This is a genomic window from Aeromonas sp. FDAARGOS 1402, from assembly GCF_019046925.1.
In the GTDB taxonomy this organism is placed as follows: Bacteria; Pseudomonadota; Gammaproteobacteria; order Enterobacterales; family Aeromonadaceae; genus Aeromonas; species Aeromonas caviae.
The window spans coordinates 4,038,817-4,063,346 of sequence record NZ_CP077201.1; the positions used below are offsets into that span (position 1 = coordinate 4,038,817).

A 24,530-nucleotide genomic window follows, 5' to 3' on the forward strand; every position below is an offset into this window, starting at 1 on the left:
AATTTGGCATCTCGCACTTCATAAATGGGAGATGCCGCACATTTATCGACAACTTGCTCAATGGTTTGCGAGGGGGTAGCGACCCAGTCGGCACTGTACAGCAAACCCCGCCGCCGCCACCTCTTCCGGGGTCATGGGACGGCTGAACAGGAACCCCTGGAAGACATGGCAACCCTGGGTCTGCAGGGCCGCGAGCTCGTGCTCCTCCTCCACCCCTTCCGCCAGGATCCCGAGCCCCAGACTGGTGGCCATGGCCACCGTCGCCCGGATCACCGGCAGGTTGAGTCCCACCACGAAGGAGCGGTCCAGCTTGATGGTGTCGATGGGCAACCGGTTGAGGTAGGCCAGGGAGGAGTAGCCCGTCCCGAAGTCGTCGATGGCGATCTTGATCCCCTGCTCGCTCAGGGCGTCGAGGATCTCGATGCACCCCTTCATGTCGAGCATCAGCACCGTCTCGGTCAGCTCCAGGGTCAGCAGCGCCGCCTCCACCGAGAATACCTCGAGCAGTTGGGCCACCAGCTCCGGCAAACTGGCAGAGAGCTGGAAGCCCGAGAGATTGACTGACACCGGCACCCTCACCCCGTCCTGTCGCTGCCACTCCCCCATCTGGGCCAATGCGGTGGAAAGCACCCAGCTTCCGATTTCCCGGATGAGCCCCATCTCTTCGGCCAGCGGAATGAACTCCGCCGGCGACACATGGCCGAGCACGGGATTGTACCAGCGTACCAGGGCCTCGAAACCGATGACCCGACCTTGCGCCACATCCACCTGGGGCTGATAGCGCAGGCTGAGCTCTCCCCGACCGACGGCCTTGGCCAGGAACTGCTTCAGGGTCAGCTTGCGATGCAGGCTCTGCTGCATGCTGGGGGTGAAGCGTTGCCAGCGAAGCCGCCCCATCTGCTTGGCCTGATACATGGCCATGTCGGCACGGGTGATGAGGTTGTCGCCATCATCGGCGTCGTCCGGGTAGATGGCGATGCCGATGCTGCCGCCGATGGTGACCTCGGGGACACCGCTCAGCTGCAGTGGCTTGCTCATCTGGGAGAGCATGAGATCCGCCACCTCCTGGGCCCGATCGCTCGCCTGGTTGAGGGGCACCAGGGCGGTGAACTCGTCCCCGCCAAGGCGCGCCAGCTCCACGTCCCGCGGGCAGATCTGCTTGAGCCGTCCGGCGACCCGCTCCAGCAGGCGATCCCCTGCCTTGTGGCCGTAGTTGTCATTGACCAGCTTGAAGTTGTCCAGATCCATGAACACCAGGGCAAAGCGCCCCCCGAGGCCGCAATAGGCTTCCAGGGATTTCATCAGGCCGTAGCGGTTGAGCAGCCCGGTGAGGGAGTCGTGCCAGGCCAGGTGGCGATGCTCCAGCTCTTCGAGCTTGCGATCCGTGATGTCCCGCATGGTCAGCAGGATCCGTGCCCCCTGCTGGATATGGCGAAACTGGTACTGGAACCAGCGCATCCCCTTCTGGGTGCGGCACTCCCCTTCGGCCACTACTTCGTCCAGACGGGAGAGGCGACGATAGAAGGCCTCGTCCGCACCGGAGAAGATCTGGGGCAGCGTCAGAATGCCGGTGCCAAAGCACATGTCGAAGTGATGGTTGCCGCTCTCGAGGCGCCCCTCGTTGTCAAAGAGACAGGCCAGGGTGTCGCCGGTGGCGAGGGAGGACTCCTGATAGAGGGTGTCGGCATCGATGACCGCTTCCGCCATCATCATCTGCCTTCCGGCAAGCTGGATCCCGGAAAGACGCAGATAGACCTGCTTCTTGACCCCCTTGGGCGAGAGGGTCCACCACTCGTTGTAACTGCGCTCCTGCTGGAAATCACCGAGATAGCGCTGCAGCAGCAGATCGATGGCGGCGGCCATGTCGGCGGAGAAATCCCGGGACTTCAGCTCGGCCAGGGAGCTCGCCTCCCAGAGCCCGAGGGCAGCATCGTTGGCCCAGTAAATATGATGACGCTGGATGTCATAGACCCAGACAGGCGTGTGGAGGACATCCATCACGGTGAGCAGGCGTTCGTCTAGCGTATTCATGTTGAGTGATGATTCATGCTGAAAGCTCATGGTCGAACCAGTCGCTTGCGCCCCCTGACAGGAGTATTCACGCTGGTACAAAATCCGTTCCGGCCCATAATCGAATAACAAACGGATGAAAAAAGGCCGAAATCATATGAAAACGCTACATGTGATCCCCATGGTACGAAGAAATGGACTCACACTGGTATTGTTGGGCATGGTGATAACCATTGCTATGATTTTTATACTTTTTTTTCTTCGTGAACAACTACTAATCCCCGCCATTTCCCTCCTCTTGGCGGGCCTGATGACAATTCTTGTCGGGGTTTGGAAACTGGGTGAGCCTCATTTTAGTCTCTCTTTGTGTCAGGACTGCCTGCAATACCATCACAAGTACGGCGGCTGGATCCTGAAATGGAGAAATATTCAGCGAATTGACCAACCACGTATCCATTTGGGGTGGGATCTGGTGGAGCTGCCCTACATCGGCTTGAAAATAAAGGATTACGACGCTTTTTTGACGCTGATCACACCCCGGCTCGCCGTCCGTCTGCTGACCGAGCAGCGCGCCGTGCTGATGCAGGCCATGCGAAGCGAGCGCTCCGACTGCCCGACCGGAGGGTGCGGCAGTGGGCTCCTGGGAGAGGGACTGCTGGAGGAGAGCCGCTTCTGCTCACCCTCCGGCCAGCGCTATGAGGGGGTGATCGCCATGCTCGGCAACCGGATGGCACGGCTGCGTGATCTGTTGGGGTACGATCTGCTGGTGCCCGACAACAGCCTGGACAGATCCCCGGAAGATTTCGTCCATCTGCTCCAGCAATACCAGCGCGAGTCGAATCTAATCCAGATCAATTAAACGCCGGATTGCGCTTGCCAAGCCCGGTGACTCTTCATAAGGTCACTGGCTTGTTACAGCCAGAACACCCCCTAAAACCGCTTATGAAGTACATCGAAGAGTTCTATCTGTTCGTCAAGGTGGTGCAAGAGGGCGGTTTCTCCCACGCCGCCGCTGCGCTGGGCATGCCGACCGGCACCATCAGTCGACGTATCTCCCAACTGGAAGAGCAGCTCGGATGCAGCCTGCTGCACAGATCCACCCGCAAGCTGCGTCTCACGGACGAAGGGCTGCGCTATTACGAGCGCCTCTGTACCCCCCTTGCGGAAATAGAGCAGGCCACCGGCGAAATTCGGGGTGAGGAGACGGACATCAGCGGCCTCATCCGCCTCGCGGCCCCCATCGCCCTCTCCAACACCATCCTGGTCGACATGCTGGTGGACTTCGGCCTGCGCTATCCCGGGGTACAATTCGACATCCGCCAGTCCAACGACCATGCCCTCCAGGCAGATCAGGACAGGGACCTGGTCTTTTTCAACGGCGAGCTCCCCCAGACCCTGCCCAACGCCCTCTGTCTGGGTCACATCCAGTACGGTCTGTTCGCCTCCCCCCTCTATCTGGAGAAGATGGGTGTGCCCTCCCACCCGACCCAGCTGGAAGAGCACGATCTCATCTACTGCTGGCCCCACCAGCACTGGCAACTGAGCGGGCGGGACGAACAGGCGATCTGCATCAAGCGCACTCCCCGCCTTTGCATCGACCAGACCCAGGCCGCCGTGCGGGCAGCCCAGCGCCACCTCGGCATCGTCAACGCCCCGCAGCACTATGTGCACCCCTTCCTGCAAGATGGTCAGCTCGTCCCCGTCCTGCCTGACTGGCAGTCCGGAAAACGTCCCTTCTACATGCTCCATTGTCAGCCCCGGTTCACCCCGTTGCGTGTTAAGATGTTCGCCGATTTCGTCGAGAAGCACTCTGAGCGCTATCGTACCCGCCAGCAGAACGATCAATTTTCACCGGCGCAGCCGCTGCCCGTTGCATCTGACGGCTGATGACCCACACTTAGCGCAATCCTCGTTGCACAGGTCGGCTAACACTATGAATGTATTGATATGTGATGACTCCGGGTTCGCGCGCAAACAGCTGGTGCGCGCCCTGCCCGCCGATTGGGGTGTCACCTTGCACCAGGCCGCGGACGGACTGGAAGGGGTCGAGCAGATCCTGATGGGGCACGGGGACCTGATCTTTCTCGATCTCACCATGCCGGAGATGGACGGTTATGGCGTGCTCGAGACCCTCAAGCGAGAGGGGGTGCGCAGTAAGGTGATCGTGGTCTCCGGCGACATCCAGCCGGAAGCCCATGAGCGTGTCATGGCCCTTGGCGCCCTCGATTTCATCAAGAAGCCGGCCTCCCCGGACACCCTCCTTGCCCTGCTCAAGCGCCACGGTCTGTGGCAATCAGCCACCCAGTTGACGGCCATCCAGCCCCAGCCCGTCGCCAGCCACCAGGCTGCCCAGAGCAGCATCCAGTTCACCCCCGAGCTGCGGGATGTCTATCAGGAGCTGGCCAACGTCGCCATGGGCCAGGGGGCGGATCTGCTGGCCCGCCTGCTCGGCGCCTTCGTGCTGCTCCCCATCCCCAACGTCAACGTGCTGGAGGTCTCCGAGCTGCACATGGCACTCTCGGCCGCCGCCGAGTCGGAGACGCTCTCTGCGGTCTGTCAAGGCTTCATCGGGGCCGGGATCGCCGGGGAGGCCCTGCTGCTGTTCCACGATGCCAGCTTCCAGGACCTGGCCCGCCTGATGAACCATCAGGGGGAGCTGGATCACGGCGCCGAGCTCGAACTGCTGATGGACACCGCCAACGTGCTGATTGGCGCCTTCTTGCGCGGCTACGCCAACCAGCTCGACACCCCTTTTAGCCAGGGTCACCCCGTGGTGCTGGGCCAGCACAGACCCATTCAGGATCTCATTCGGACCAACCAGAGCCGCTGGCGCCGCACTCTGGCCATCGAGATCAACTATCGGGTGCAGGGCTATGCGGTGCAGTGCGATCTCTTGCTGCTGTTTACCGAAGATTCCATCGCCACCATGAACAACAAGATCATGCACATGCTGTGACCGTCCCGCGGCAGCAACCACCAGGAGTGACCATGGATATTCGGGAATTTCATTGGCTGATGAACATCGTCCAGAATCTGGACGTGGGGTTGGTCGTGCTCGACAGGGAGTACCGGATCCAGGTGTGGAACGGCTTCATGGAGAGTCACAGCGGCCGGCTGGCAGGCGAGGTGCGCGATCAAGGGCTGTTCTCGCTCTTCCCCGATGTGGACAAGGCCTGGTTCGAGCGCAAGGCCAACATGGTGTTCAAACTCAACAACCGTGCCTTCAGCACCTGGGAGCAGCGCCCCTACCTGTTGCGCTTCTCCAACTACCGCCCCATCACGGGATCGGCCCCCTACATGTACCAGAACCTGACCCTGGTGCCGCTGGCCGACTTCGCCGGAGAGGTCACCCACCTGGCCATCATGATCTATGACGCCACCGACGAGGCCATGCTGATCACCGGCCAGCGCCAGGGATGACCGACCCTGCCATGACAACAAGGGCGCCCGATGGCGCCCTTGTTGTTGCGATGGGGAATGACGTCAACCACTCAGGTACTCGGTGAAGGCGTCGATCACCTCGTCGATGTCATCATCGGTGATCTGCAGGTGGGTCACCAGCCTGAGCTCCCCGTAGCCGGAGAAGAGAATACCGCGCTCCTTCATGAAACCCAGCAAGGTGGCGGGATCCCCCTGAGTCAGGCGCAGGAATACCATGTTGGTCTGCACCTCCCCCATGTTGAGTGCGATGCCTGGCAAGGCGGCCAGCCCCTCTGCCAGACGCCTGGCGCGGCGATGATCATCCGCCAGCCGGGCAACGTGCTGATCCAGCGCGAACAGGGCGGCCTGGGCCAGGATCCCTCCCTGGCGCATGCCGCCCCCCAGCATCTTGCGCAGCCGTCTGGCGCGGGCGATGAACGCAGCCGATCCCACCAGCAGGGAACCCACCGGTGCCCCCAGTCCCTTGGAGAGGCAGACGGAGATGCTGTCAAAAGGCGCCGCGATGGCGGCCACCGGCTCCCCGCTTGCCACCACCGCATTGAAGAGGCGAGCCCCGTCCAGGTGAAGCTTCAGCCCCTTCTCGTCGACGAATTCGCGCATGGCGCGCAGGTAGGTCAATGGCAGCACCTTGCCGTTATGGGTATTTTCCAGGCAGACGAGGCGCGTCTGGACGAAATGGGGATCATCGGGAGCGATGGCCCCCCGCACATCCTCGAGGGCCAGGGTGCCGTCCGCCTGCATGGGGACGGATTGCAGGGCCACCGAGCCCAGCACGGCAGAGCCCTGGGCCTCGTAGCGATAGATGTGGGAAGCCGCCCCCAGCACGGCCCCTTCCCCACGCTGGCAGTGACTCATCAAGGCCAGCAGGTTGGACATGGTGCCGGAGGGCACGAACAGGGCCGCCTCCTTGCCCAGCAGTTCGGCGCCGCGGCGCTCCAGCGCATTGATGCTGGGATCTTCCCCATAGACATCGTCTCCCACCTCGGCATGCAGCATGCTCTGGCGCATGGCTTCCGTGGGTTGGGTCACGGTATCACTTCGTAAATCGATATAGCGCATGTCATCCTCCTGATGCAGGACGATGACATTAACCAGCCGACACCCGGCTGGCAAGAAACGGCAAGCGGGAATGTGAGCCCGGCGGCTCACCAGGGCAGCGACTGGCCGTGCAGGTCCACGAAACGGCCCGAGTGCGCGGGCGTCAGTGTGGCCATCAGATCCAGCAGGCGGACGGCGACCTCGGCGGGGTCCTGCAGCAAGGTGGGATCCATCTCCTGAAGAAAAGGTTGCTGCATGGGGGTATTCATGAGGCCGGGATGCACGGTGATGACACCGGCGCCGGGAAAACGTCCGGCCCACTCACCCGCCAGGATCCGGGATCCCATGTTGAGGGCGGTCTTGCTCATGCGGTAGCTGTAGTGGCACATGGCCTCCTGGCCCCCCTCCTCCAGGCTTCCCGCCCGATCCGAGAGGGTGCAGAGCCAGAGCGTGCTCTGGGGCATCATGCGCCGACTGAGGTTGGCACCAAGGGCCAGGTGGGGCCAGGCATTGGCCAGCAGACTCTCTTCAAGCCATTGGGGGGTCACCTCCTCCACCCGCCGCTCCGGCATGTGGGCAAGATCATGGAGCAGGCCTATGGTGTTGATCACCACCGTCGGCAGGGTGGTGCTGTCATAGAGGGTGAAGAGGGCCTCGAAGGAGAGCGGGTCCACCTCCTGCAGCGGAAAGTAGCAGGCGGGATCCAGCCCCCTGGGCAGTTGCCTGCCCGCCAGCAACCACTCTTCGCCCCGTCTGGCCAGCTCCCGTGCCAGCGCACTGCCCAACCCGCCACTGCCCAGGATCAGATAGCTCATCTGCGTGTCCTTGGATTTGATCACTGCTTAGAGGGTATCAGAAGAATGGCGGACTGCCGGGAGCACCCGTCAGACTCAGGCCTCGGCCAGATGGCGCCCAAACTCCCGCGCCCGGGCCAGGTCCAGAAAACCGTCCGCCTGCTTGTGGCTGCGCAGGAACTGGTAATAGGCGAGCAGGGTCACCAGTTGCTCCTCGTCCGGCATGGGCTTTCCCGGACGGGTCTCCTGCACCAGCGCCCCCGCCGCCGCCAGCGCGTCCCTGTCCACCACCTCGGCCTGACGATAGAGATACCCGCAACCGGTGGCGAGCCACTCCAGCGAGCAGTTGGCCCCCATGGCAATCTGGTTCGCCTTGCCAAGGCCGGGCTCGGCCCCTTTCAGATACTTGCGGATCAGGGCTTCACTCAACCCCACCTTGCGGGCAAAAGCGCTCACACTCCCCTCCCCGATCAGGCTTTGCAGCCTGGCGGCAAATCCTTCCATCACCCTTCTCCTCTCACTGACACCGGGATCTTGACCCGTCGGAGTCAGAACCATAGTTCGAATTCGCGAAGGGGGCATTATTGCCTTGTCCGCCGGAAGAGACCAAGATGCTGGCACATGATTTTGCCCCTTTCTTTTCGCATTTTTATCTCCAGAGGAGTCACCATGTCCGTATCCCGTCTGGCCCTGCATGAGCAAGGCCCCACCTTCTCCCGCCTCATCATGGGCTACTGGCGCCTGATGGAGTGGCAGCTCTCCCCCGCCGCCCTGCTGGACCTGATGAAATATCACCTTGATCTCGGGGTCACCACCATCGATCACGCCGACATCTACGGCGGCTACCAGTGCGAGGAGGCCTTCGGCCATGCCCTGCGCCTGGAGCCCTCCCTGCGCGATCGCATGGAGATCGTCAGCAAGTGCGGCATCGCCCTCACCGCCAATCCGGCCCACGCCCTGAATCACTACAACACCGGCAAGGGACACATCGTCGCCAGTGCCGAAGCCTCCTTGCAAAAGCTCGGCACCGATCATCTGGATCTGTTGCTGATCCATCGCCCCGACCCCTTGATGAACGCCGACGAGGTGGCCGACGCCTTCATCACCCTCAAGCAGGCAGGCAAGATCAAGCACGCCGGGGTCTCCAACTTCACGCCCCACCAGTTCGCCCTGCTGCAATCCCGCCTGCCCTTCCCCCTGGTCACCAACCAGCTGGAGATCTCCCCGCTCCATCAGGAGGGGACGCTGGATGGTGCCCTGGATCAATGCCAGCAACTGCGCATCAAGCCCATGGCCTGGTCCTGCCTTGGCGGCGGGCGGCTGTTCCATGCCCCCGAATATGCCCCGCTGCGGACGGAACTCGAGCAGATCCGCCAGGAGGTGGGCGCCGACTGTCTGGAGCAGGTGGTCTACGCCTGGGTGATGATGCTGCCGAGTCAGCCGTTGCCCCTCATCGGCTCCGGCAAACGGGAGCGGATCGCCGCCGCCGTGGCAGCCGAGTCCATTGAGCTCACTCGCCAGCAGTGGTTCCGCATCCGCAAGGCCGCTCTGGGTTATGACGTTCCCTGAGTCTGCACCAGACCCTGAAAACAAAAACGGCATGGAGGATTCCATGCCGTTTTCCGTTATCGAGACGATTCAACGATGGCGCTGGGGGCGACCACGGGGTGCATCCGTCTTCGGTTTGGCCTGATTGACCGTGATGGTGCGGCCGCCGACCTCGGTGCCGTGCAACTCGGCGATGGCCTTCTCGGCCTCACCATTGACCGGCATTTCAATGAAACCAAACCCCTTGGACTGACCGGTATCGCGGTCGATGATGATATCGACCTTGTCTACCTGCCCAAATTGGCTGAACACGGTTGTCAGTTCGTCGGCCGTCATCCGGTACGACAGATTACCTACGTAAATCTTCATGCCATCCACTCTCGATTCAAGGTGCCTTATCTATGCATCCACCGACCTGGGAGTAAGGGCACAACCCCCCTGCCGGACCAGCCACGGCATCATGCCATGGCACTTCCAGCTTCGTATCCCAAGTCCTTGATCTCTTGGGCTATCGGAGCAGGAAAGATCAAATCGAATCAGAGGCAGTATCTGAGCATTGGGATGAATTGTCGAGAAAATAGTCAGGCTGGGTGCAGCTCGGCCAGCAATGTGCCGAGGGCACGACGCCCATGCCAGGCACGTTTGAACCCGAATCGATAGACCCCGGGGGCCACTTCGTGAGTCCCTTCCCGGGACAACCCGAGCAGGCTGGTGGCCGTCGCCAGGGTCACCTCATCCAGCCCGAGATCCAGGCTGAAATCGAGCCACTGGCCATCGTGTCCCACCTTGCGATCCCGCTCCATGCCCACCAGCACGGCTCTGGGCAGCGCCAACGCCCGGTCTTCGCCACCATTGAGCAGATAGAGATGGCGTTCATCCCAGGCAAGCTCCGCCAGACGCCAGCGCTGCCAGTTGCGCGGCAACACCATCATCACCAGCACGATGCCGCCAAAGACCACCCCGACCCAGGGCAGCAGGCCCATGTCGGGATATCCCAGCCAGAGGGCGGCCACCACAGTGGCGAGACTCGCCAGCAACAGGCAGATCATGACCCCGTAAAACCGCCGGGCCGGGGGCATCAGCCAGCTCACGTTCTCTTGCGCTGCCAGCTCACTGACTCTCATCTTCTCTTCTCCTTCTGTGATGCGAACGGCCTTGCCGTCGCTGCGTTGCCGCGCATTGTGCGCGAGCGACGCGCCGCGATGCAACCGCCACCGCGACACGGATGACGGCCAGCGGCCACTCTTGGTATGCTTGGGGCTGTCTGAGCCCGCACTGGGCGCCATCCCGGGAGTCCCATGTTCGCCACCGCCCTGCTCTTGTCCGCGAGCACACTCTATGCCGAGGCCATCGGCGGCTACTCCGCCGGCTGCCTGAAAAATGCCGTGGCCCTGCCCCTCGAAGGTCCTGGTTATCAGGTGATCCGCACCAAACGGCTGCGCTATTACGGTCACCCCGACCTCATCCATTACCTGCAGCATCTGGCCAACCAGACCAGACTGGCCGGCATGCCGGATCTCTATATCGCCGACCTCGCCATGATACACGGGGGGCCCTTTACCTCAGGTCATCGCAGCCACCAGACCGGCCTGGATGCCGACATCTGGTTCAGGATGGCTGACAGACCCATCAGCCGCTGGGAACAGGATGCCCCCAGGGAGTGGGCGCTAATCGACGAACCCAGCTACCGGATGCTACCCGGCCGATTCGGCCCCAGGCAGCTCAATCTGCTGCGCCTTGCGGCCGATCGCCCCGAGGTGGCGCGCATCTTCGTCAACCCCGTCATCAAGGCCGAGGTGTGCAAACAGGCACCCGGTGAAGCCTGGGTCGGCAAGCTGCGCCCCTGGGTCGGCCACTTCAGCCACTTTCACGTGCGCCTGCGCTGCCCGGCAAACAGTCCGGACTGCCAGCCCCAGGCTCCCATTCCCCCCGGCAATGGCTGTGGGGAGGAGCTGGCCTCCTGGCTCAAGGACAAACCCCAGCTGCCCAAGGTGTCGATGAGCTACCGCGCCCCCCTCTTACCCAGGCGTTGTGAGGGCTGACCACAAGCTGTTATGGTGAACCTATTTCCGAGAGAAATATCAATGGAGAACAACAAGATGGCCACTTCACTCTGGCAACGTGGTACCCGTGCCCTGCTGACCCTGACCCTGCTGCTGGGTTTGACCGGCTGCGGCATGAACACCATTCCGACCCTGGATGAGCAGGTCAAGGCGAGCTGGGGACAGGTCGAGAACCAGTACGAGCGCAGGGCCGATCTCATTCCCAACCTGGTGGCCACCGTCAAGGGGTACGCCAGCCACGAGCAGGAGACCCTCAAGGCGGTCACCGATGCCCGTGCCCGAGTCGGCAGCGTGCAGGTGAGTGACCCCTCCCAGCTCAAGGCGTTCGAGGCGGCTCAGGAGCAGCTCTCCAGCGCCCTCTCCCGGCTGATGGTAGTGGTCGAGCGCTACCCGGATCTGAAGGCCGATCAGCAGTTCCTGACCCTGCAGGCCCAGCTGGAAGGCACCGAGAATCGCATCGCGGTGGCCAGACGGGATTACATCGAGGCAGTACGCCAGTTCAATACCGAGATCCGTACCTTCCCCGGGGTCATCTGGTCCAAGCTGCTTTACTCCGATCTGGAAGCCAAACCCACCTTCAGCGCCAAACCCGGTGCCGATGAGGCGCCCAAGGTCAGCTTCCAATGAACGTGATGAGACGCTGGCTGGCGCTCTGTCTGCTGCTCTGTGCCACGGCACTGCATGCCGCCCCCGATTTCCCGGCCCTGACCGGGCGGGTGGTGGACGAGGCCAATTTGATGTCCCGCAAGCAGGCCCACCAGCTCGCACAGCAACTGGCCGTCTTCGAGAAGCGCAGCGGCGTCCAGCTGGTGGTGGTCTCCATCGACACGCTGGCGGGGGATACCATCGAAGAGTACGGCTACCAGCTCGGTCGCCACTGGGGCATCGGCCAAAAAGGCAAGAACAACGGCGTGCTGCTGATCATCGCCCAGGACGAGCGCAAGGTGCGCATCGAGGTGGGTTATGGCCTGGAAGGTGCCCTGCCCGACGCCATCGCCGCCAATATCATCCAGACCCGGATCCTGCCCGCCTTCAAGCGCGGTGACATGGTGGCCGGCATCCTCGCCGGCAGCCAGGGCATCATGCAGGCCCTGGCCGGGGAGTATCAGCCCGTGGACAACACCAGCAAGGCCGACAAGCAGGGAGGTCCCTGGCTCTTCATCCTGGTGGTGATTGCGATGATCGTGCTGCACAACCTGCGCGGCGGCGGCGGTGGGCCGGGAGGACGTCGCCGGGCCGCCTACATGGCCGGTGGATTCGGTGCCGGCTCCTTTGGCGGCCGCACTGGCGGTGGTGGTGGCGGTTTCAGTGGTGGCGGCGGCAGCTTTGGCGGCGGCGGTGCATCTGGCGGTTGGTAATCAGGGAAAAAGAGACAACAAGATGATTTCGAAACAGTTTTTCCACACCTTGCAGGCCAGGGTTCGACAGGCCGAGCAGGCCACGGATGCCGAACTGGTCACCGTGCTGGCCCCGGCCAGCGATGGCTATCGCTATATTCCGACCCTGTGGGCCGCCCTGCTCGCCATGCTCACCCCCCTGCTGGTCTTCCAGCTCGGCTTCTGGCTTGGCTGGTACGAGATCCTGCTGGTGCAGTGGTCGGTCTGGTTGCTGCTGAGCCTGCTGTTCCACTGGACGCCCATCAAGATGCGGCTCATTCCCCACAAGGTACGCCGTCACCGGGCCGCCCTGATGGCCCGACTGCAGTTTGTCGAGCAGGGACTTCACCGCACCCGGGACCGGCTCGGGGTGCTTATCTTCGTCTCGGTGGCGGAGCACTATGTGGAGATCCTGGTAGACGACGGGATCGCTCAGCACATCGACAACACCCAATGGCAGCAGATCATCGACGACTTCGTGGTTCGAGTACGCAACAAGGAGGTCGAGCAGGGGTTTCTGGAGTGCGTGGAGCGCACCAGCGCCATTCTGACCGACGCCTTCCCCGCCACCCGGGATCAGAACGAGCTGCCTGACAGCCTGATCATTCTCGACAAGCCTTGAACGGGATTAAAAAACCGGCATTCTGTTCAAGGGATAGGCACTCGATAAAGATTATGAAAAATAAGGGGAAAAGTGGTTGACCCAGGCAGCCCTTTCCCCTAAATTACGCCCCGTTCCAGCGCAACGGCGCAGCGGACACCGTGTTGGCTGAACACGTTAAACCACAGACCAAAATTTGGTGAGGTGTCCGAGTGGCTGAAGGAGCACGCCTGGAAAGTGTGTATACGGCAACGTATCGAGGGTTCGAATCCCTCCCTCACCGCCAAATTGTAAAAACCGACCTAAGGGTCGGTTTTTTGCATCTGGTGACATGGCAACATCCGATGCCGATGGAGAGAAGGTGAGAAGCCTCGTCGGGTTCGAGCAGAGCAGCTTGCTGCGATGAACGACCGCAGGCCGCCCCGAAGGGGTGTGCCACGCAGTGGTGAATCATTCCTCCCTCACCGCCAAATAAAGTAAAAGGCCCCGTCGCAAGACGGGGCCTTTTACTTTATCCGATGATGGGCGGCTCGGTTCGAACCCTGTCGACAGGCGGGCAGGATAGCCCGACTGGACGGCCAGAGGCCGCCCGCAGGTCGAGCGCCAGGGATGGCGCGAGTCAATCCCGACCCAGCGTACAGATTGAAGAACCGACCTCAGGGTCGGTTTTTTCTTCAAGGTGTCTGCCAACCCCCTGGCAGGAGAAACCCGTCATTGGCGGGGCCAGAAAAAACGGCTTGCCGCGATACCTGGCCGAGTGCCGCCCAGCCAATCCCATCCCTTCCGCCTCTCTGCTCTCTGCCGACAGGGGATATGCCCCGAGGGCAGCCAGCCCTCTCTCGTTGGCAGCGCATTACGCCAATATAAGAGAAAGTGGCGATATAAATAACCAACATACTCTCACAGATAGCACAGTATATTGTGATATCACCTGGATAACCGCCTCGTCCTGCCAGGTCGGCACCGTCAACCTGCTCTGCTGACCAAGCGGCACAGGCCGATGCCACCGGACACTACCGGGTCTGCGCAACCTCTCGGATATTGCTCACCGATTGGATATCGTTTTGAAAAACTGATAGTTAAATGGCTACACTAGCCTCACACATCGCATAGGGATATGGACAAATGAGTCTTATTGGCTTGCTGCTGGCCCTGGCAGCCATTCTGGGTGGCAACATGATAGAAGGGGGGCACCCCAGCGCCCTGCTCGATCTGCCCGCCTTTCTCATCGTGATCGGCGGTACCGTCGGTGCCGCACTGACCCAGTTTCCCTTCTCCGTGGTTGGTAAAACCCTCAAACGCTTCAAGTGGCTCATTACTCCCCTGCGCCTCGACATGCTGGAGCAGGCCCAACTGCTTGAAACCCTGGCGGGCAATGCACGGCGCAGCGGCATGCTGGCACTGGAGGGCATGATCGACGACATCAAGGATCCCTTCCTGCAAAAAGGGGTACAGATGATGGTCGATGGCTACGAGAAGACCAAAATCCACGAGGTACTGGAAAACGAGATCGAGTTCGAGCAGGAAGATATCGAACAGACCGTCAAATTCTACGAGGCCATGGGGGGCTACTGCCCGACCATGGGGATCGTCGGGGCCGTATTTGGCCTCATTCACGCCATGGGCCTGCTGGATGCCCCCGACAAGCTGGGGGGCGCCATCGCGGTGGCATTTATCGCCACCATCTACGGGGTGTCGGCCGCCAACCTCATCTTCCTTCCCTTCGGCAACCGCTACAAGTCGTTTGCCCACCAGATCCGCCACTACAAGGAGATGACCCTCACCGGCATCCTCTGTATCGTGGACGGCGAGTCACAGCAACGGCTGCAAGTGACCCTTGAGCCTTACCTCGGAGGCCACGGTGGCGAAAAAGAAAAAGGCTGAGGCGCCGGAGAACCACGAACGCTGGCTGGTCTCCTACGCCGACTTCATGACACTGCTGTTCGCCCTGTTCGTGGTGCTCTACTCCTTCGCCATGGCCAAGCAGTCGGAGACTCGCGTGCTCATTCAGGGCTTTATCGAATCTCTTGGCAAGATAGGGCTGGTCTCCCTTCCCGCCGGCTCCCCCGTGATGCAGGGGGGCACAGGCATACTGGAACCCGAGTCCAAGACCACCCCCAATACCTCCCAGAAAGAGCAGGTGCTGGATACCCAGACGCCCGCAGCGGCGGCCGACCCTTTCAACGAGACCATCGGCTCCTCGGAGAAACCTACGGCCACGGAGTCCTGGCCCCACAAGACCAAGGAGCAGGATTGGGTCACAGTCACCAAGCAGAAGCTGGATCAGCAGCTCAAGAGCCAAATCGAGTCCAAAGAGATCGAGGTGGAGCAGCTTGGCAGCCAACTGGTCATCCGCATCGGCGAAAAGACCTTGTTTCCGGCCGACTCCGCCTTCTTGCAGCCCCAGTTCATTCCGCTGGTCAACAAGGTCTCGGACGTGCTGGCGGACATCCCCGGCATGGTGGTGGTCACCGGTCACACCGACAACTCCCAGGCGCCGGTGGAGCTCTATCGCAACAACTGGGAGCTGTCGGTGCTGCGGGCGGCCACCATCACCCACACCCTGCTGACCAACCCCAAGCTGGATTCACGACGGCTGATCGCCCAGGGGGTGGCTGATACCCAACCCCGTTATCCAAACGATACCCCGGCTCACCGCCAGGCCAACCGCCGGGTGGAGATCGTGCTCTCCCAGGGCAAGGCGGCAGAGCAGAGCCTCCCCGTTCTCCAACCCTGAAACAGACCCCGCCATGCGGGGTCTTTTGTTTCCTGCCATCCCCCGGATTTTCAAACTATCCGGTTTTTTTCTGCTACATAAAAACGATTGAAAACAATTCTCAAACGAGAAAGTTGACCCCGCTAGCAAAACACAATTTTCATCCCGTTGATTAATAATTAATCCTTTGAAATGACATGTAAATCAGTACGAAAGTGGCATACTACGTAACATCATTGTTAAGTCACATGATTAATTTGGTTAGGGAAAAACCTATATGTTTGCTGATATTGCCGTCCAGCACTGGGCTTTTGCTGCCTATGTCATTGGCGCCATCTGTATCTGCTTGACCATGATAGGCCTGGCGGCCTTGCTGGGGGGACGCGCCTATGGCCGTGCCAAGAACAAACCCTTCGAATCCGGGGTGGATTCCGTCGGCAACGCCCGCCTGCGCTTCTCCGCCAAGTTCTACCTGGTCGCCATGTTCTTCGTCATCTTCGATGTCGAAGCCCTCTATCTCTTTGCCTGGTCCGTCTCCGTTCGGGAGAGCGGCTGGGTCGGCTTCATCGAAGCCACCATCTTCATCACCCTGCTGCTGGTAGGCCTCCTCTACCTGTGGCGCATTGGTGCCCTCGACTGGGCCCCGAAAAAGCGTGTCCTGACTGACAAGAAACCAGACTGAACTACCGATTATCTCTTTGAGGTTGCACCATGAAGTACACCCTGACCCGGATTGACCCGGATGCGCCCGTTGAGCGCTACCCCCAGGAACAGCGCCAGACCGTCGATGATCCACTGGCGCAGCAAGCGACCCGCGGCATCATGATCGGGCGCCTCGAAGAGGTGCTGCAAGACACCGTCAACTGGGGCCGCAAGAACTCCCTCTGGCCCTACAACTTCGGCATCTCCTGCTGCTACGTGGAGATGTGTACCGCCTTCACCTCTCCCCACGACGTGGCTCGCTTCGGCGCTGAGGTCATACGAGCCTCCCCCCGTCAGGCCGACTTCATGGTGATTGCTGGCACCCCCTTCATCAAGATGGCCCCTGTCATCCAGCGGCTCTATGAGCAGTTGCTCGAGCCCAAGTGGGTCATCTCCATGGGGGCCTGTGCCAACTCCGGCGGCATGTATGACATCTACTCCGTGGTACAGGGGGTGGACAAGTTCCTGCCGGTCGATGTCTACATTCCGGGCTGCCCGCCCCGCCCCGAGGCCTTCCTGCAAGCCCTGATGCTGCTGCAGGAGTCCATCGGCAAGGAACGCCGCCCCCTCTCCTGGGTGGTGGGGGATCAGGGGATCTACCGTCCCCAGATGCAATCCGAGAAGGAACGCAAGCGCGGCGAGCGGATCAACGTGACCAACCTGCGCACGCCGGATGAGATCTGATCATGAAACTGACTCGAGAATTCCCAAGCAATTACACCATGGCCCAGTGGCAAACCGCCGATCACTCCGATGCCCAGGTGGTCGGCGAGCTGTTCGCCCACTTCGGTGCCGAGCGCTTCACCGTGCAGAGCACCCGTACCGGCGTGCCGGTCATCTGGCTCTCCCGGGATCTGCTGCTGGACGTGATGGGCTTCTTGCAAAAGCTGCCCTCCCCCTTCGTGATGCTGTTCGATCTCAGCGCCACCGACGAACGGATGCGCAGCCATCGCCACGGCCTGCCGGAGAGCGACTTTACCGTCTTCTATCACCTCATCTCCATCGACCGTAACGCCGACGTGATGCTGAAAGTGGCGCTCAAGGAGAGCGATCTCCATCTGCCCACCGTCAGCCGCCACTTCCCCAACGCCAACTGGTACGAGCGGGAAGTGTGGGATCTGATGGGGATCACCTTCGATGGCCACCCCCATCTGACCCGCATCATGATGCCCAAGAGCTGGCAAGGGCACCCCCTGCGCAAGGACTACCCGGCGCGCGCCACCGAGTTTGATCCCTTCATGCTCGATGCGGTCAAGCAGGATCAGGAGCAGGACAACCTGCTGTTCAAGCCGGAAGAGTGGGGCATGGCCCGCGGCAACGAGAACGAGGACTACATGTTCCTGAACCTCGGGCCGAACCACCCCTCCGCCCACGGCGCCTTCCGCCTGGTGCTGCAACTCGACGGGGAAGAGATCCGCGACTGCGTGCCCGACATCGGCTATCACCACCGCGGCGCCGAGAAGATGGGCGAGCGCCAGTCCTGGCACAGCTACATCCCCTACACCGACCGGGTCGAATACCTGGGCGGCGTGATGAACAACCTGCCCTATGTGCTGGCGGTCGAGAAGCTGGCCGGCATCAAAGTGCCGGCGCGGGTCGACATGATCCGGGTGATGATGGCGGAGCTGTTCCGCATCCAGAGCCACCTGCTGTTCCTTGGCACCTACATTCAGGACGTGGGGGCCATGACCCCGGTCTTCTTCACCTTCACGGACCGCCAGAAGATCTACACCATCATCGAGGCCATCACCGGAGCCCGCATGCACCCGGCCTGGTTCCGTATCGGCGGCGTGGCCCACGATCTGCCTGCCGGCTGGGCCCGCCTCATCCAGGACAACCTGTTGAGCTGGCTGCCCAAGCGGTTGATGGAGTATGAAAAGACGGCCATGCGCAACAGCATACTGCGGGGCCGCACCATCGGTGTCGCCGCCTACAACACGGCCCAGGCCCTGGCCTGGGGCACCACGGGGGGCGGTCTGCGGGCCACGGGGCTCAACTTTGACGTGCGCAAATGGCGCCCCTATTCCGGTTACGATCAGTTCGAGTTCGAGGTGCCGGTGGGCAGCAACGGGGACGCCTACGACCGCGCCACCGTGCGCATCGAGGAGATCCGCCAGAGCCTGTCCATTATCGAGCAGTGCATGAAAAACATGCCTGAGGGCCCCTTCAAGGCGGATCACCCGCTCACCACGCCACCGCCCAAAGAGCGCACCCTGCAGGACATCGAAACCCTGATCACCCACTTCCTGCAAGTCTCCTGGGGGCCTGTCATGCCGGCCGCCGAGTCCTTCCAGATGATAGAGGCGACCAAGGGGGTCAATAGCTATTACCTGACCAGCGACGGATCCACCATGAGCTACCGGACCCGGATCCGCACCCCGAGCTTTGCTCACCTGCAGCAGATCCCCTCGGTGATCCGCGGCCAGATGGTGTCGGATCTTATCGTCTACCTGGGCAGTATCGATTTCGTTATGTCAGATGTGGATCGTTGAGTCCTCTCGCCCCGGCAGCCGGGGCGAAGGGCAAGACGCGCAGTAAAGGGACAAGCCACAAAAGGTCAAGTCATGAGCCAATGTCAGTGTCACAATAACCAGACCCCACAAGGGCAAGGGGCATGCAGCAGCCAGCAGGGAGATTTCGTCCTGAGCCAGGCTGAGCGCGATGCCATCGAACACGAGAAACACCACTACGAAGATCCCCGTGCCGCCAGCATCGAAGCGCTCAAGATAGTGCAACAGGCCCGTGGCTGGGTACCTGACGGCGCCATTCACGCCATCGGCGCCGAGCTCGGCATCCCCGCCAGCGACGTGGAAGGGGTCGCCACCTTCTACAGCCAGATCTTCCGCCAGCCGGTGGGTCGTCACATCATCCGCGTCTGCGACAGCATGGTCTGCTACATCAACGGCCACGAGCAGTTGCTTGCCGGTCTGAAAGAGGTCGTCAATCTGGCCCCCGGTCAGACCTCCCCGGATGGCCGCTTCACCCTGTTGCCCGTCTGCTGCCTCGGCAACTGCGACAAGGGGCCGGCCATCATGATCGATGACGATACCTATGGCGGACTCGATGCCGTCAGCCTGCTGAAAACCCTGGAGGCTTACCCATGAGCATTCAGCCAGGCAAGACGCTTGCCTCCCTCGGCACCGCCAACCGCATCCCCCGCACCGCCGAGACCCACCCTCTCACCTGGCGCCTGCGGGACGACGGCCAGCCGGTCTGGCTCGAGGAGTATCAGGCAAAACAGGGCTATGAGGCCGCCCGCAAGGCCCTTGGCCAGATGAGCCCGGATGACATCGTCAGCACCGTCAAGGATGCCGGCCTCAAGGGACGCGGCGGCGCCGGTTTCTCCACCGGCGTGAAGTGGGGCCTGATGCCCAAAGACGAGAGCATGAACATCCGTTACCTGCTCTGCAACGCCGACGAGATGGAACCCAATACCTACAAAGACCGCATGCTGATGGAGCAGCTGCCCCACCTGCTGATCGAGGGGATGATCATCAGTGCCCGGGCTCTCAAAGCCTATCGCGGCTACATCTTCCTGCGCGGCGAGTACGTGGATGCCGCCATCCACCTGCGCCGCGCCGTGGAAGAGGCCAATGCCGCGGGGCTCCTTGGCAAGAACATCCTGGGCTCGGGCTTTGACTTCGAGCTGTTCGTCCACACCGGCGCAGGTCGCTACATCTGCGGCGAAGAGACGGCCCTCATCAACTCCCTTGAAGGACGGCGCGCCAACCCGCGGGCCAAACCCCCCTTCCCCGCCGTCTCCGGCGTCTGGGGCAAGCCGACCTGCGTCAACAACGTCGAAACCCTGTGCAACGTGCCCGCCATCATCGGCAACGGTGTGGCCTGGTATCAGGGGCTGGCACTGCCGGGTTCGGAAGATCACGGCACCAAGCTGATGGGCTTCTCCGGCAAGGTCAACAATCCCGGCCTGTGGGAGCTGCCCTTTGGCATCACCGCCCGCGAGCTGTTCGAAAACTACGCCGGCGGCATGAAGCCCGGCTATCGCCTGAAAACCTGGCAACCGGGCGGCGCCGGCACCGGCTTCCTGCTGCCCGAGCACCTGGATGCCCAGATGTACGCTGGCGGCATCGGCAAGGTGGGCACTCGCATGGGTACGGGCCTTGCCATGGCGGTGGATGACAGCATCAACATGGTCTCACTGCTGCGCAACATGGAGGAGTTCTTTGCCCGCGAGTCCTGCGGCTGGTGCACCCCCTGCCGCGACGGCCTGCCCTGGAGCGTCAAGATCCTGCGGGCGCTGGAGCGGGGCGAGGGCCAACCCGAGGATCTCGCGACCCTGGAACAGCTCGTCAGTTTCCTGGGCCCGGGCAAGACCTTCTGTGCCCATGCCCCCGGCGCCGTCGAGCCCCTTGGCAGTGCGATGAAGTATTTCCGGTCCGAGTTCGAGGCCGGGGTCAAGGCCCCCCATGACAATCACAAGCTGTTCAAGGGTATCCAGCCCAACCTGCTGGGCGAGCGCTGGTAAGCGCCAGGACGCATCGGGCAATAGCCGATTTCATAAAACAGGTTTCAGGGAAGTTGTATGGCAACCATTCATGTAGACGGTAAAGAGTACGAGGTAGACGGGGCAGACAACCTGCTGCAAGCCTGTCTGTCGCTGGGTCTGGACGTCCCCTATTTTTGCTGGCACCCGGCGCTCGGTAGCGTCGGTGCCTGCCGCCAGTGCGCGGTCAAACAGTATCAGAATGCCGACGACAAGCGCGGCCGCCTGGTCATGTCCTGCATGACCCCTTCCACCGATGGCACCTATATCTCCATCGAGGATGAAGAGGCGAAGGAGTTTCGCAAGACGGTGGTGGAGTGGCAGATGACCAACCATCCCCACGACTGCCCGGTGTGCGAAGAGGGTGGCGCCTGCCACCTGCAGGACATGACGGTGATGACGGGCCACAACAGCCGCCGCTACCGTTTCACCAAGCGCACCCACCAGAATCAGGATCTGGGTCCCTTCATCAACCACGAGATGAACCGCTGCATCGCCTGCTACCGCTGCGTGCGCTATTACAAGGATTACGCCGGTGGCGAGGATCTCGGGGTCTATGGCGCCCACGACAACGTCTACTTCGGCCGGGTCGAGGATGGCACTCTGGAGAGCGAATTCTCAGGCAACCTGGTGGAGGTCTGTCCCACCGGCGTCTTCACCGACAAGACCCACTCCGAGCGTTACAACCGCAAGTGGGACATGCAGTTCGCCCCCAGCATCTGCCAGGGGTGCTCGGTCGGCTGCAACATCAGCCCGGGTGAGCGCTACGGCGAGCTGCGCCGCATCGAGAACCGTTTCCACGGTGCCCTGAACCACTATTTCCTCTGCGATCGCGGCCGCTTCGGCTACGGCCACGTCAATCTGACCGACCGCCCGCGCCAGCCCCTGCTGCAGGATGGCAGTGACAAGCTGGCCATCACGGTGGATGGCGCCCTGAACCGGGCCGCGGATGCGCTGCGCACCGCCAGCGGCGTCATCGGCATCGGCTCACCCCGCGCCTCCTTGGAGAGCAACTTCGCCCTGCGCGAACTGGTGGGGGCCGCCAACTTCTACTCCGGGGTCGAGCAGAGCGAATGGAAATGCCTGCAGAAGATGCTGGACATTCTGGAGCACGGCGGCGTGCGCACTCCCAGCCTGCGCGACATGGAAGAAGCCGACGCCGTGCTGGTGCTCGGGGAAGATGTCACCCAGACCGCCGCCCGCATCGCCCTGGCCCTGCGCCAGGCAGTGAAAGGCAAGGGGCGCGACATTGCCCGCAAGTTGAAGGTGGATCTCTGGCAGGTCGCTGCCGTACAGACCCTGGCCCAGAACCAGCGCTACCCCTTGCTCATCACCAGTCTGGATGCCACCCGCCTGGATGACGTGGCGAGCAGCACCCTGCACGCCCCCTACGCGGATCAGGCGCGCCTCGGGTTTGCCATCGCCCACCTGCTGGATGCCAGTGCACCGGCACCAACGGCTCTCTCCCCCGAACAGCAGGCCCTCGCCGCCCAATGGGCCGATCTGCTTGGTAACGCCAAAAAGCCCCTCATCATCGCAGGCAATGGTGCCCGCAACGAGGCGCTGATCGAAGCGGCCAGCAACATCGCCCGCGCCCTCAAGGGCCGTGGCCAGGCCGCGGAGCTTGCCCTGGTGGCTCAGGAAGCCAACAGCCTGGGACTGGCCATGCTGGCCCGGCATGCCGCCCCGCTGGAGTCAGCCCTCGAGCGCATGGAAGGGGAAGAGAGACTTGCCCTGGTCGTTCTTGAGAACGACCTCTACCGCCGAGCCCCCCGCAGCCGGGTGGACGCCGCTCTGGATCGCCTGCAACACCTGCTGGTCATCGACCATCAGGAGACGGCCACCGCGAAGAAGGCGGATTTGGTGCTACCTGCCGCCAGTTTTGCCGAAGGCGATGGCACCCTGGTCAACATGGAAGGCCGCGCCCAGCGCTTCTTCCAGGTCTATGCTCCCGCCTTCTACAACGCCGATATCCAGGTGCGCGAGAGCTGGCGCTGGCTGGATGCCCTGCAAGGGAGCCAGCAACCGCGTTCGGTTCGCTGGAACACCTTCGACGATGTGAGTCGCGATTGCGCCGCCAGCGCCCCGCTGCTCACCACCATGGGTGAAGCTGCACCCAACGCCGGCCTGCGCATTCGCGGCATGAAGCTCGCCCGGGAGCCGCACCGCTACAGTGGTCGCACCTCCATGCTGGCAAACCAGAACGTGAGCGAGCCCAGAGTCGCCCAGGATCCCGATTCGCCGTTCGCCTTCTCCATGGAAGGCTACGCTGGTTCCCGCCAGCCCCTCTCCCAGGTACCGTTTGCCTGGGCGCCGGGCTGGAACTCCCCCTCCGCCTGGAACAAGTTCCAGGACGAGGTGGGCGGCAACCTGCGTGCCGGGGATCCCGGTCGCCGCCTGCTGGAGCCGGGCGAAGGCAACCTGGGCTGGTTTGGTGCCATCCCGGCTCCCTTCCAGCCCGCCGCATCCCTGCAGGTGGTGAGCTATGACCAGCTGTTCGGTGGCGAGGAGCTCTCCGCCAGAAGCCCGGTCATCCAGGCTCGCATGGGGGAACCCACCCTGGTACTGAACCCGGCGGATGCCGCGCGCCTGGCACTGTCCCCTGACGCACTGGTGGCCTTCTCCTGGGGTGGCAACCACTGGCGCCTGCGTCTGCGCCTGAGCGATGCGCTGGCTCCGGGCCTGGCAGGGTTGCCACTCGGGGTGAACGGCCTGCCGACCGCCCTGCACCACGCCCTGATCGATAACCTTCAGGAGGTTATCGCATGAGCGACTCTCTGATGGATCTGCTGATCGAGGTTGGCAAGGCCCTGGTCGTGCTCGTGGGGATCGTGGGGGCCGGCGCCTTCATGAGCTTCATCGAGCGCCGCCTGCTGGCACTGTGGCAGGACCGTTACGGCCCCAACCGGGTTGGCCCCTTCGGCCTGCTGCAACTGGCCGCCGACATGGTCAAGATGTTCTTCAAGGAGGACTGGATCCCGCCCTTTGCGGATCGCCGGATCTTCGTGCTGGCCCCCATCATCGCCTTCACCGCCTTCATCCTGGCGTTTGCGGTGGTGCCCATCACCCCCACCTGGGGCGTGGCGGATCTCAACGTGGGGCTGCTCTATATCCTGGCGATCGCCGGGCTGGCGGTCTATGCCGTGCTCTTCGCAGGCTGGTCGAGCAACAACAAGTACTCCCTGCTCGGCAGCCTGCGCGCCTCGGCCCAGACCCTCTCCTACGAGGTGTTCCTTGGCCTCTCGCTCATGGGCATCGTCATCCAGACTGGCAGCTTCAACCTGCGTGACATCGTCGAGGCCCAGGCCGGCATGTGGAACGTGATCCCCCAGATCCTGGGCTTCGTCACCTTCCTGTTTGCCGGGGTCGCCGTCACCCACCGCCACCCGTTTGACCAGCCGGAGGCCGAGCAGGAGCTCGCCGACGGCTATCACATCGAGTACGCGGGTATGAAGTGGGGTCTCTTCTTCGTGGGGGAGTACATCGGCATCGTGCTGATCTCTTCCCTCATCGTGACCCTCTTCTTCGGTGGCTGGCACGGCCCCTGGCTGCCGCCCTTCATCTGGTTCGCCCTGAAGACCGCCTGTTTCATGGTGTTCTTCATCCTGCTGCGGGCCTCCCTGCCCCGCCCGCGCTTCGACCAGGTGATGTCCTTTGGCTGGAAAGTGTGCCTGCCCCTGACCCTGCTCAACATGCTGGTCACCGCTGCCGTGGTGCTGATGAATGCGTGAGCAAAA

Annotated in this window: 24 protein-coding genes, 1 tRNA gene and 1 other RNA gene; 20 read left to right on the forward strand and 6 right to left on the reverse strand. The window is 62.3% G+C overall.

The window, feature by feature from the left end:
• Positions 1–57 precede the first annotated feature (57 nt).
• Positions 58–1,998, reverse strand: a complete 1,941-nt coding sequence (locus tag I6L32_RS18950; RefSeq protein ID WP_029314665.1) for a bifunctional diguanylate cyclase/phosphodiesterase — start codon at positions 1,996–1,998, stop codon at positions 58–60.
• 322 nt (positions 1,999–2,320) lie between these two features.
• On the opposite strand from I6L32_RS18950, the gene I6L32_RS18955 reads away from it, so the two are divergent.
• The 4 genes from I6L32_RS18955 (at position 2,321) to I6L32_RS18970 (ending at position 5,430) form a co-directional block, all read left to right on the forward strand.
• Positions 2,321–2,869, forward strand: coding sequence for a DUF2982 domain-containing protein (locus I6L32_RS18955; protein ID WP_223918117.1), 549 nt, complete (start codon positions 2,321–2,323; stop codon positions 2,867–2,869).
• A gap of 83 nt (positions 2,870–2,952) precedes the next feature.
• On the forward strand, positions 2,953–3,897 hold the full coding sequence (locus I6L32_RS18960) for a LysR family transcriptional regulator (protein ID WP_045524458.1): 945 nt from the start codon (positions 2,953–2,955) through the stop codon (positions 3,895–3,897).
• Positions 3,898–3,943: 46 nt separating this feature from the next.
• On the forward strand, positions 3,944–4,966 hold the full coding sequence (locus I6L32_RS18965; RefSeq protein WP_045524457.1) for a response regulator: 1,023 nt from the start codon (positions 3,944–3,946) through the stop codon (positions 4,964–4,966).
• Between the two features lie 32 nt (positions 4,967–4,998).
• A complete protein-coding gene (locus tag I6L32_RS18970) occupies positions 4,999–5,430 on the forward strand; it encodes a PAS domain-containing protein (RefSeq protein WP_039038700.1) in 432 nt (143 codons plus the stop codon).
• Positions 5,431–5,493: 63 nt separating this feature from the next.
• Here the strand turns inward: I6L32_RS18970 and ltaE are convergent, their stop codons facing one another.
• The 3 genes from ltaE to I6L32_RS18985 form a co-directional block, all read right to left on the reverse strand.
• On the reverse strand, positions 5,494–6,510 hold the full coding sequence (gene ltaE / locus I6L32_RS18975) for a low-specificity L-threonine aldolase (RefSeq protein WP_052816459.1): 1,017 nt from the start codon (positions 6,508–6,510) through the stop codon (positions 5,494–5,496).
• An 86-nt stretch (positions 6,511–6,596) separates the two neighbouring features.
• On the reverse strand, positions 6,597–7,304 hold the full coding sequence (locus I6L32_RS18980) for a short-chain dehydrogenase (RefSeq protein WP_119197626.1): 708 nt from the start codon (positions 7,302–7,304) through the stop codon (positions 6,597–6,599).
• Between the two features lie 75 nt (positions 7,305–7,379).
• A complete protein-coding gene (locus I6L32_RS18985) occupies positions 7,380–7,787 on the reverse strand; it encodes a transcriptional regulator (protein WP_039038703.1) in 408 nt (135 codons plus the stop codon).
• Positions 7,788–7,952: 165 nt separating this feature from the next.
• Between I6L32_RS18985 and I6L32_RS18990 the strand changes: the two genes are divergently transcribed.
• Entirely contained in the window at positions 7,953–8,852 is a 900-nt protein-coding gene (locus I6L32_RS18990; protein ID WP_041211559.1) for an aldo/keto reductase family oxidoreductase, read from the forward strand.
• 69 nt (positions 8,853–8,921) lie between these two features.
• Here the strand turns inward: I6L32_RS18990 and I6L32_RS18995 are convergent, their stop codons facing one another.
• Positions 8,922–9,167 carry an RNA-binding protein gene (locus I6L32_RS18995; RefSeq protein WP_010675019.1) on the reverse strand — a complete coding sequence of 82 codons (246 nt, stop codon included), beginning with the start codon at positions 9,165–9,167 and terminating at the stop codon, positions 8,922–8,924.
• Between the two features lie 245 nt (positions 9,168–9,412).
• Positions 9,413–9,955 (reverse strand): hypothetical protein, encoded by a 543-nt coding sequence (locus tag I6L32_RS19000; RefSeq protein ID WP_045524448.1) that lies wholly within the window; start codon positions 9,953–9,955, stop codon positions 9,413–9,415.
• Between the two features lie 174 nt (positions 9,956–10,129).
• Here I6L32_RS19000 and mepA point away from each other — a divergent pair, with 174 nt between their 5' ends.
• The 15 genes from mepA (at position 10,130) to nuoH (ending at position 24,524) form a co-directional block, all read left to right on the forward strand.
• Complete coding sequence (gene mepA / locus I6L32_RS19005; RefSeq protein ID WP_216944345.1) at positions 10,130–10,873, forward strand: penicillin-insensitive murein endopeptidase; 744 nt, start codon at positions 10,130–10,132, stop codon at positions 10,871–10,873.
• A 42-nt stretch (positions 10,874–10,915) separates the two neighbouring features.
• Complete coding sequence (locus tag I6L32_RS19010) at positions 10,916–11,521, forward strand: LemA family protein (protein ID WP_216944346.1); 606 nt, start codon at positions 10,916–10,918, stop codon at positions 11,519–11,521.
• Positions 11,518–12,252: a YgcG family protein gene (locus I6L32_RS19015; RefSeq protein WP_041211561.1), complete on the forward strand. Its 735-nt coding sequence runs from the start codon at positions 11,518–11,520 to the stop codon at positions 12,250–12,252. Before I6L32_RS19010 ends, I6L32_RS19015 begins: the two co-directional genes overlap by 4 nt.
• A 22-nt stretch (positions 12,253–12,274) precedes the next feature.
• Complete coding sequence (locus I6L32_RS19020) at positions 12,275–12,892, forward strand: TPM domain-containing protein (RefSeq protein WP_039038708.1); 618 nt, start codon at positions 12,275–12,277, stop codon at positions 12,890–12,892.
• A gap of 177 nt (positions 12,893–13,069) precedes the next feature.
• A tRNA-Ser gene (locus tag I6L32_RS19025) sits at positions 13,070–13,157 on the forward strand.
• Positions 13,158–13,212: 55 nt separating this feature from the next.
• Positions 13,213–13,341, forward strand: a non-coding RNA gene (locus tag I6L32_RS19030) — RtT sRNA.
• 655 nt (positions 13,342–13,996) lie between these two features.
• Entirely contained in the window at positions 13,997–14,755 is a 759-nt protein-coding gene (locus I6L32_RS19035; RefSeq protein ID WP_029314677.1) for a flagellar motor protein, read from the forward strand.
• Positions 14,733–15,608, forward strand: a complete 876-nt coding sequence (locus tag I6L32_RS19040; protein WP_010675026.1) for a flagellar motor protein MotB — start codon at positions 14,733–14,735, stop codon at positions 15,606–15,608. Before I6L32_RS19035 ends, I6L32_RS19040 begins: the two co-directional genes overlap by 23 nt.
• Positions 15,609–15,864: 256 nt before the next feature.
• On the forward strand, positions 15,865–16,269 hold the full coding sequence (locus tag I6L32_RS19045) for an NADH-quinone oxidoreductase subunit A (RefSeq protein WP_010675027.1): 405 nt from the start codon (positions 15,865–15,867) through the stop codon (positions 16,267–16,269).
• Positions 16,270–16,298: 29 nt separating this feature from the next.
• Complete coding sequence (locus I6L32_RS19050; protein ID WP_010675028.1) at positions 16,299–16,973, forward strand: NADH-quinone oxidoreductase subunit B family protein; 675 nt, start codon at positions 16,299–16,301, stop codon at positions 16,971–16,973.
• A gap of 38 nt (positions 16,974–17,011) precedes the next feature.
• Positions 17,012–18,781 (forward strand): NADH-quinone oxidoreductase subunit C/D, encoded by a 1,770-nt coding sequence (nuoC, locus tag I6L32_RS19055; RefSeq protein ID WP_302056399.1) that lies wholly within the window; start codon positions 17,012–17,014, stop codon positions 18,779–18,781.
• Between the two features lie 72 nt (positions 18,782–18,853).
• Positions 18,854–19,393 (forward strand): NADH-quinone oxidoreductase subunit NuoE, encoded by a 540-nt coding sequence (nuoE, locus tag I6L32_RS19060; RefSeq protein ID WP_010675030.1) that lies wholly within the window; start codon positions 18,854–18,856, stop codon positions 19,391–19,393.
• Positions 19,390–20,775 (forward strand): NADH-quinone oxidoreductase subunit NuoF, encoded by a 1,386-nt coding sequence (nuoF, locus tag I6L32_RS19065; RefSeq protein WP_216944348.1) that lies wholly within the window; start codon positions 19,390–19,392, stop codon positions 20,773–20,775. Before nuoE ends, nuoF begins: the two co-directional genes overlap by 4 nt.
• Positions 20,776–20,832: 57 nt before the next feature.
• Positions 20,833–23,562, forward strand: coding sequence for an NADH-quinone oxidoreductase subunit NuoG (nuoG, locus tag I6L32_RS19070; protein WP_216944349.1), 2,730 nt, complete (start codon positions 20,833–20,835; stop codon positions 23,560–23,562).
• Complete coding sequence (nuoH, locus tag I6L32_RS19075) at positions 23,559–24,524, forward strand: NADH-quinone oxidoreductase subunit NuoH (protein WP_010675033.1); 966 nt, start codon at positions 23,559–23,561, stop codon at positions 24,522–24,524. Before nuoG ends, nuoH begins: the two co-directional genes overlap by 4 nt.
• Positions 24,525–24,530 lie beyond the last annotated feature (6 nt).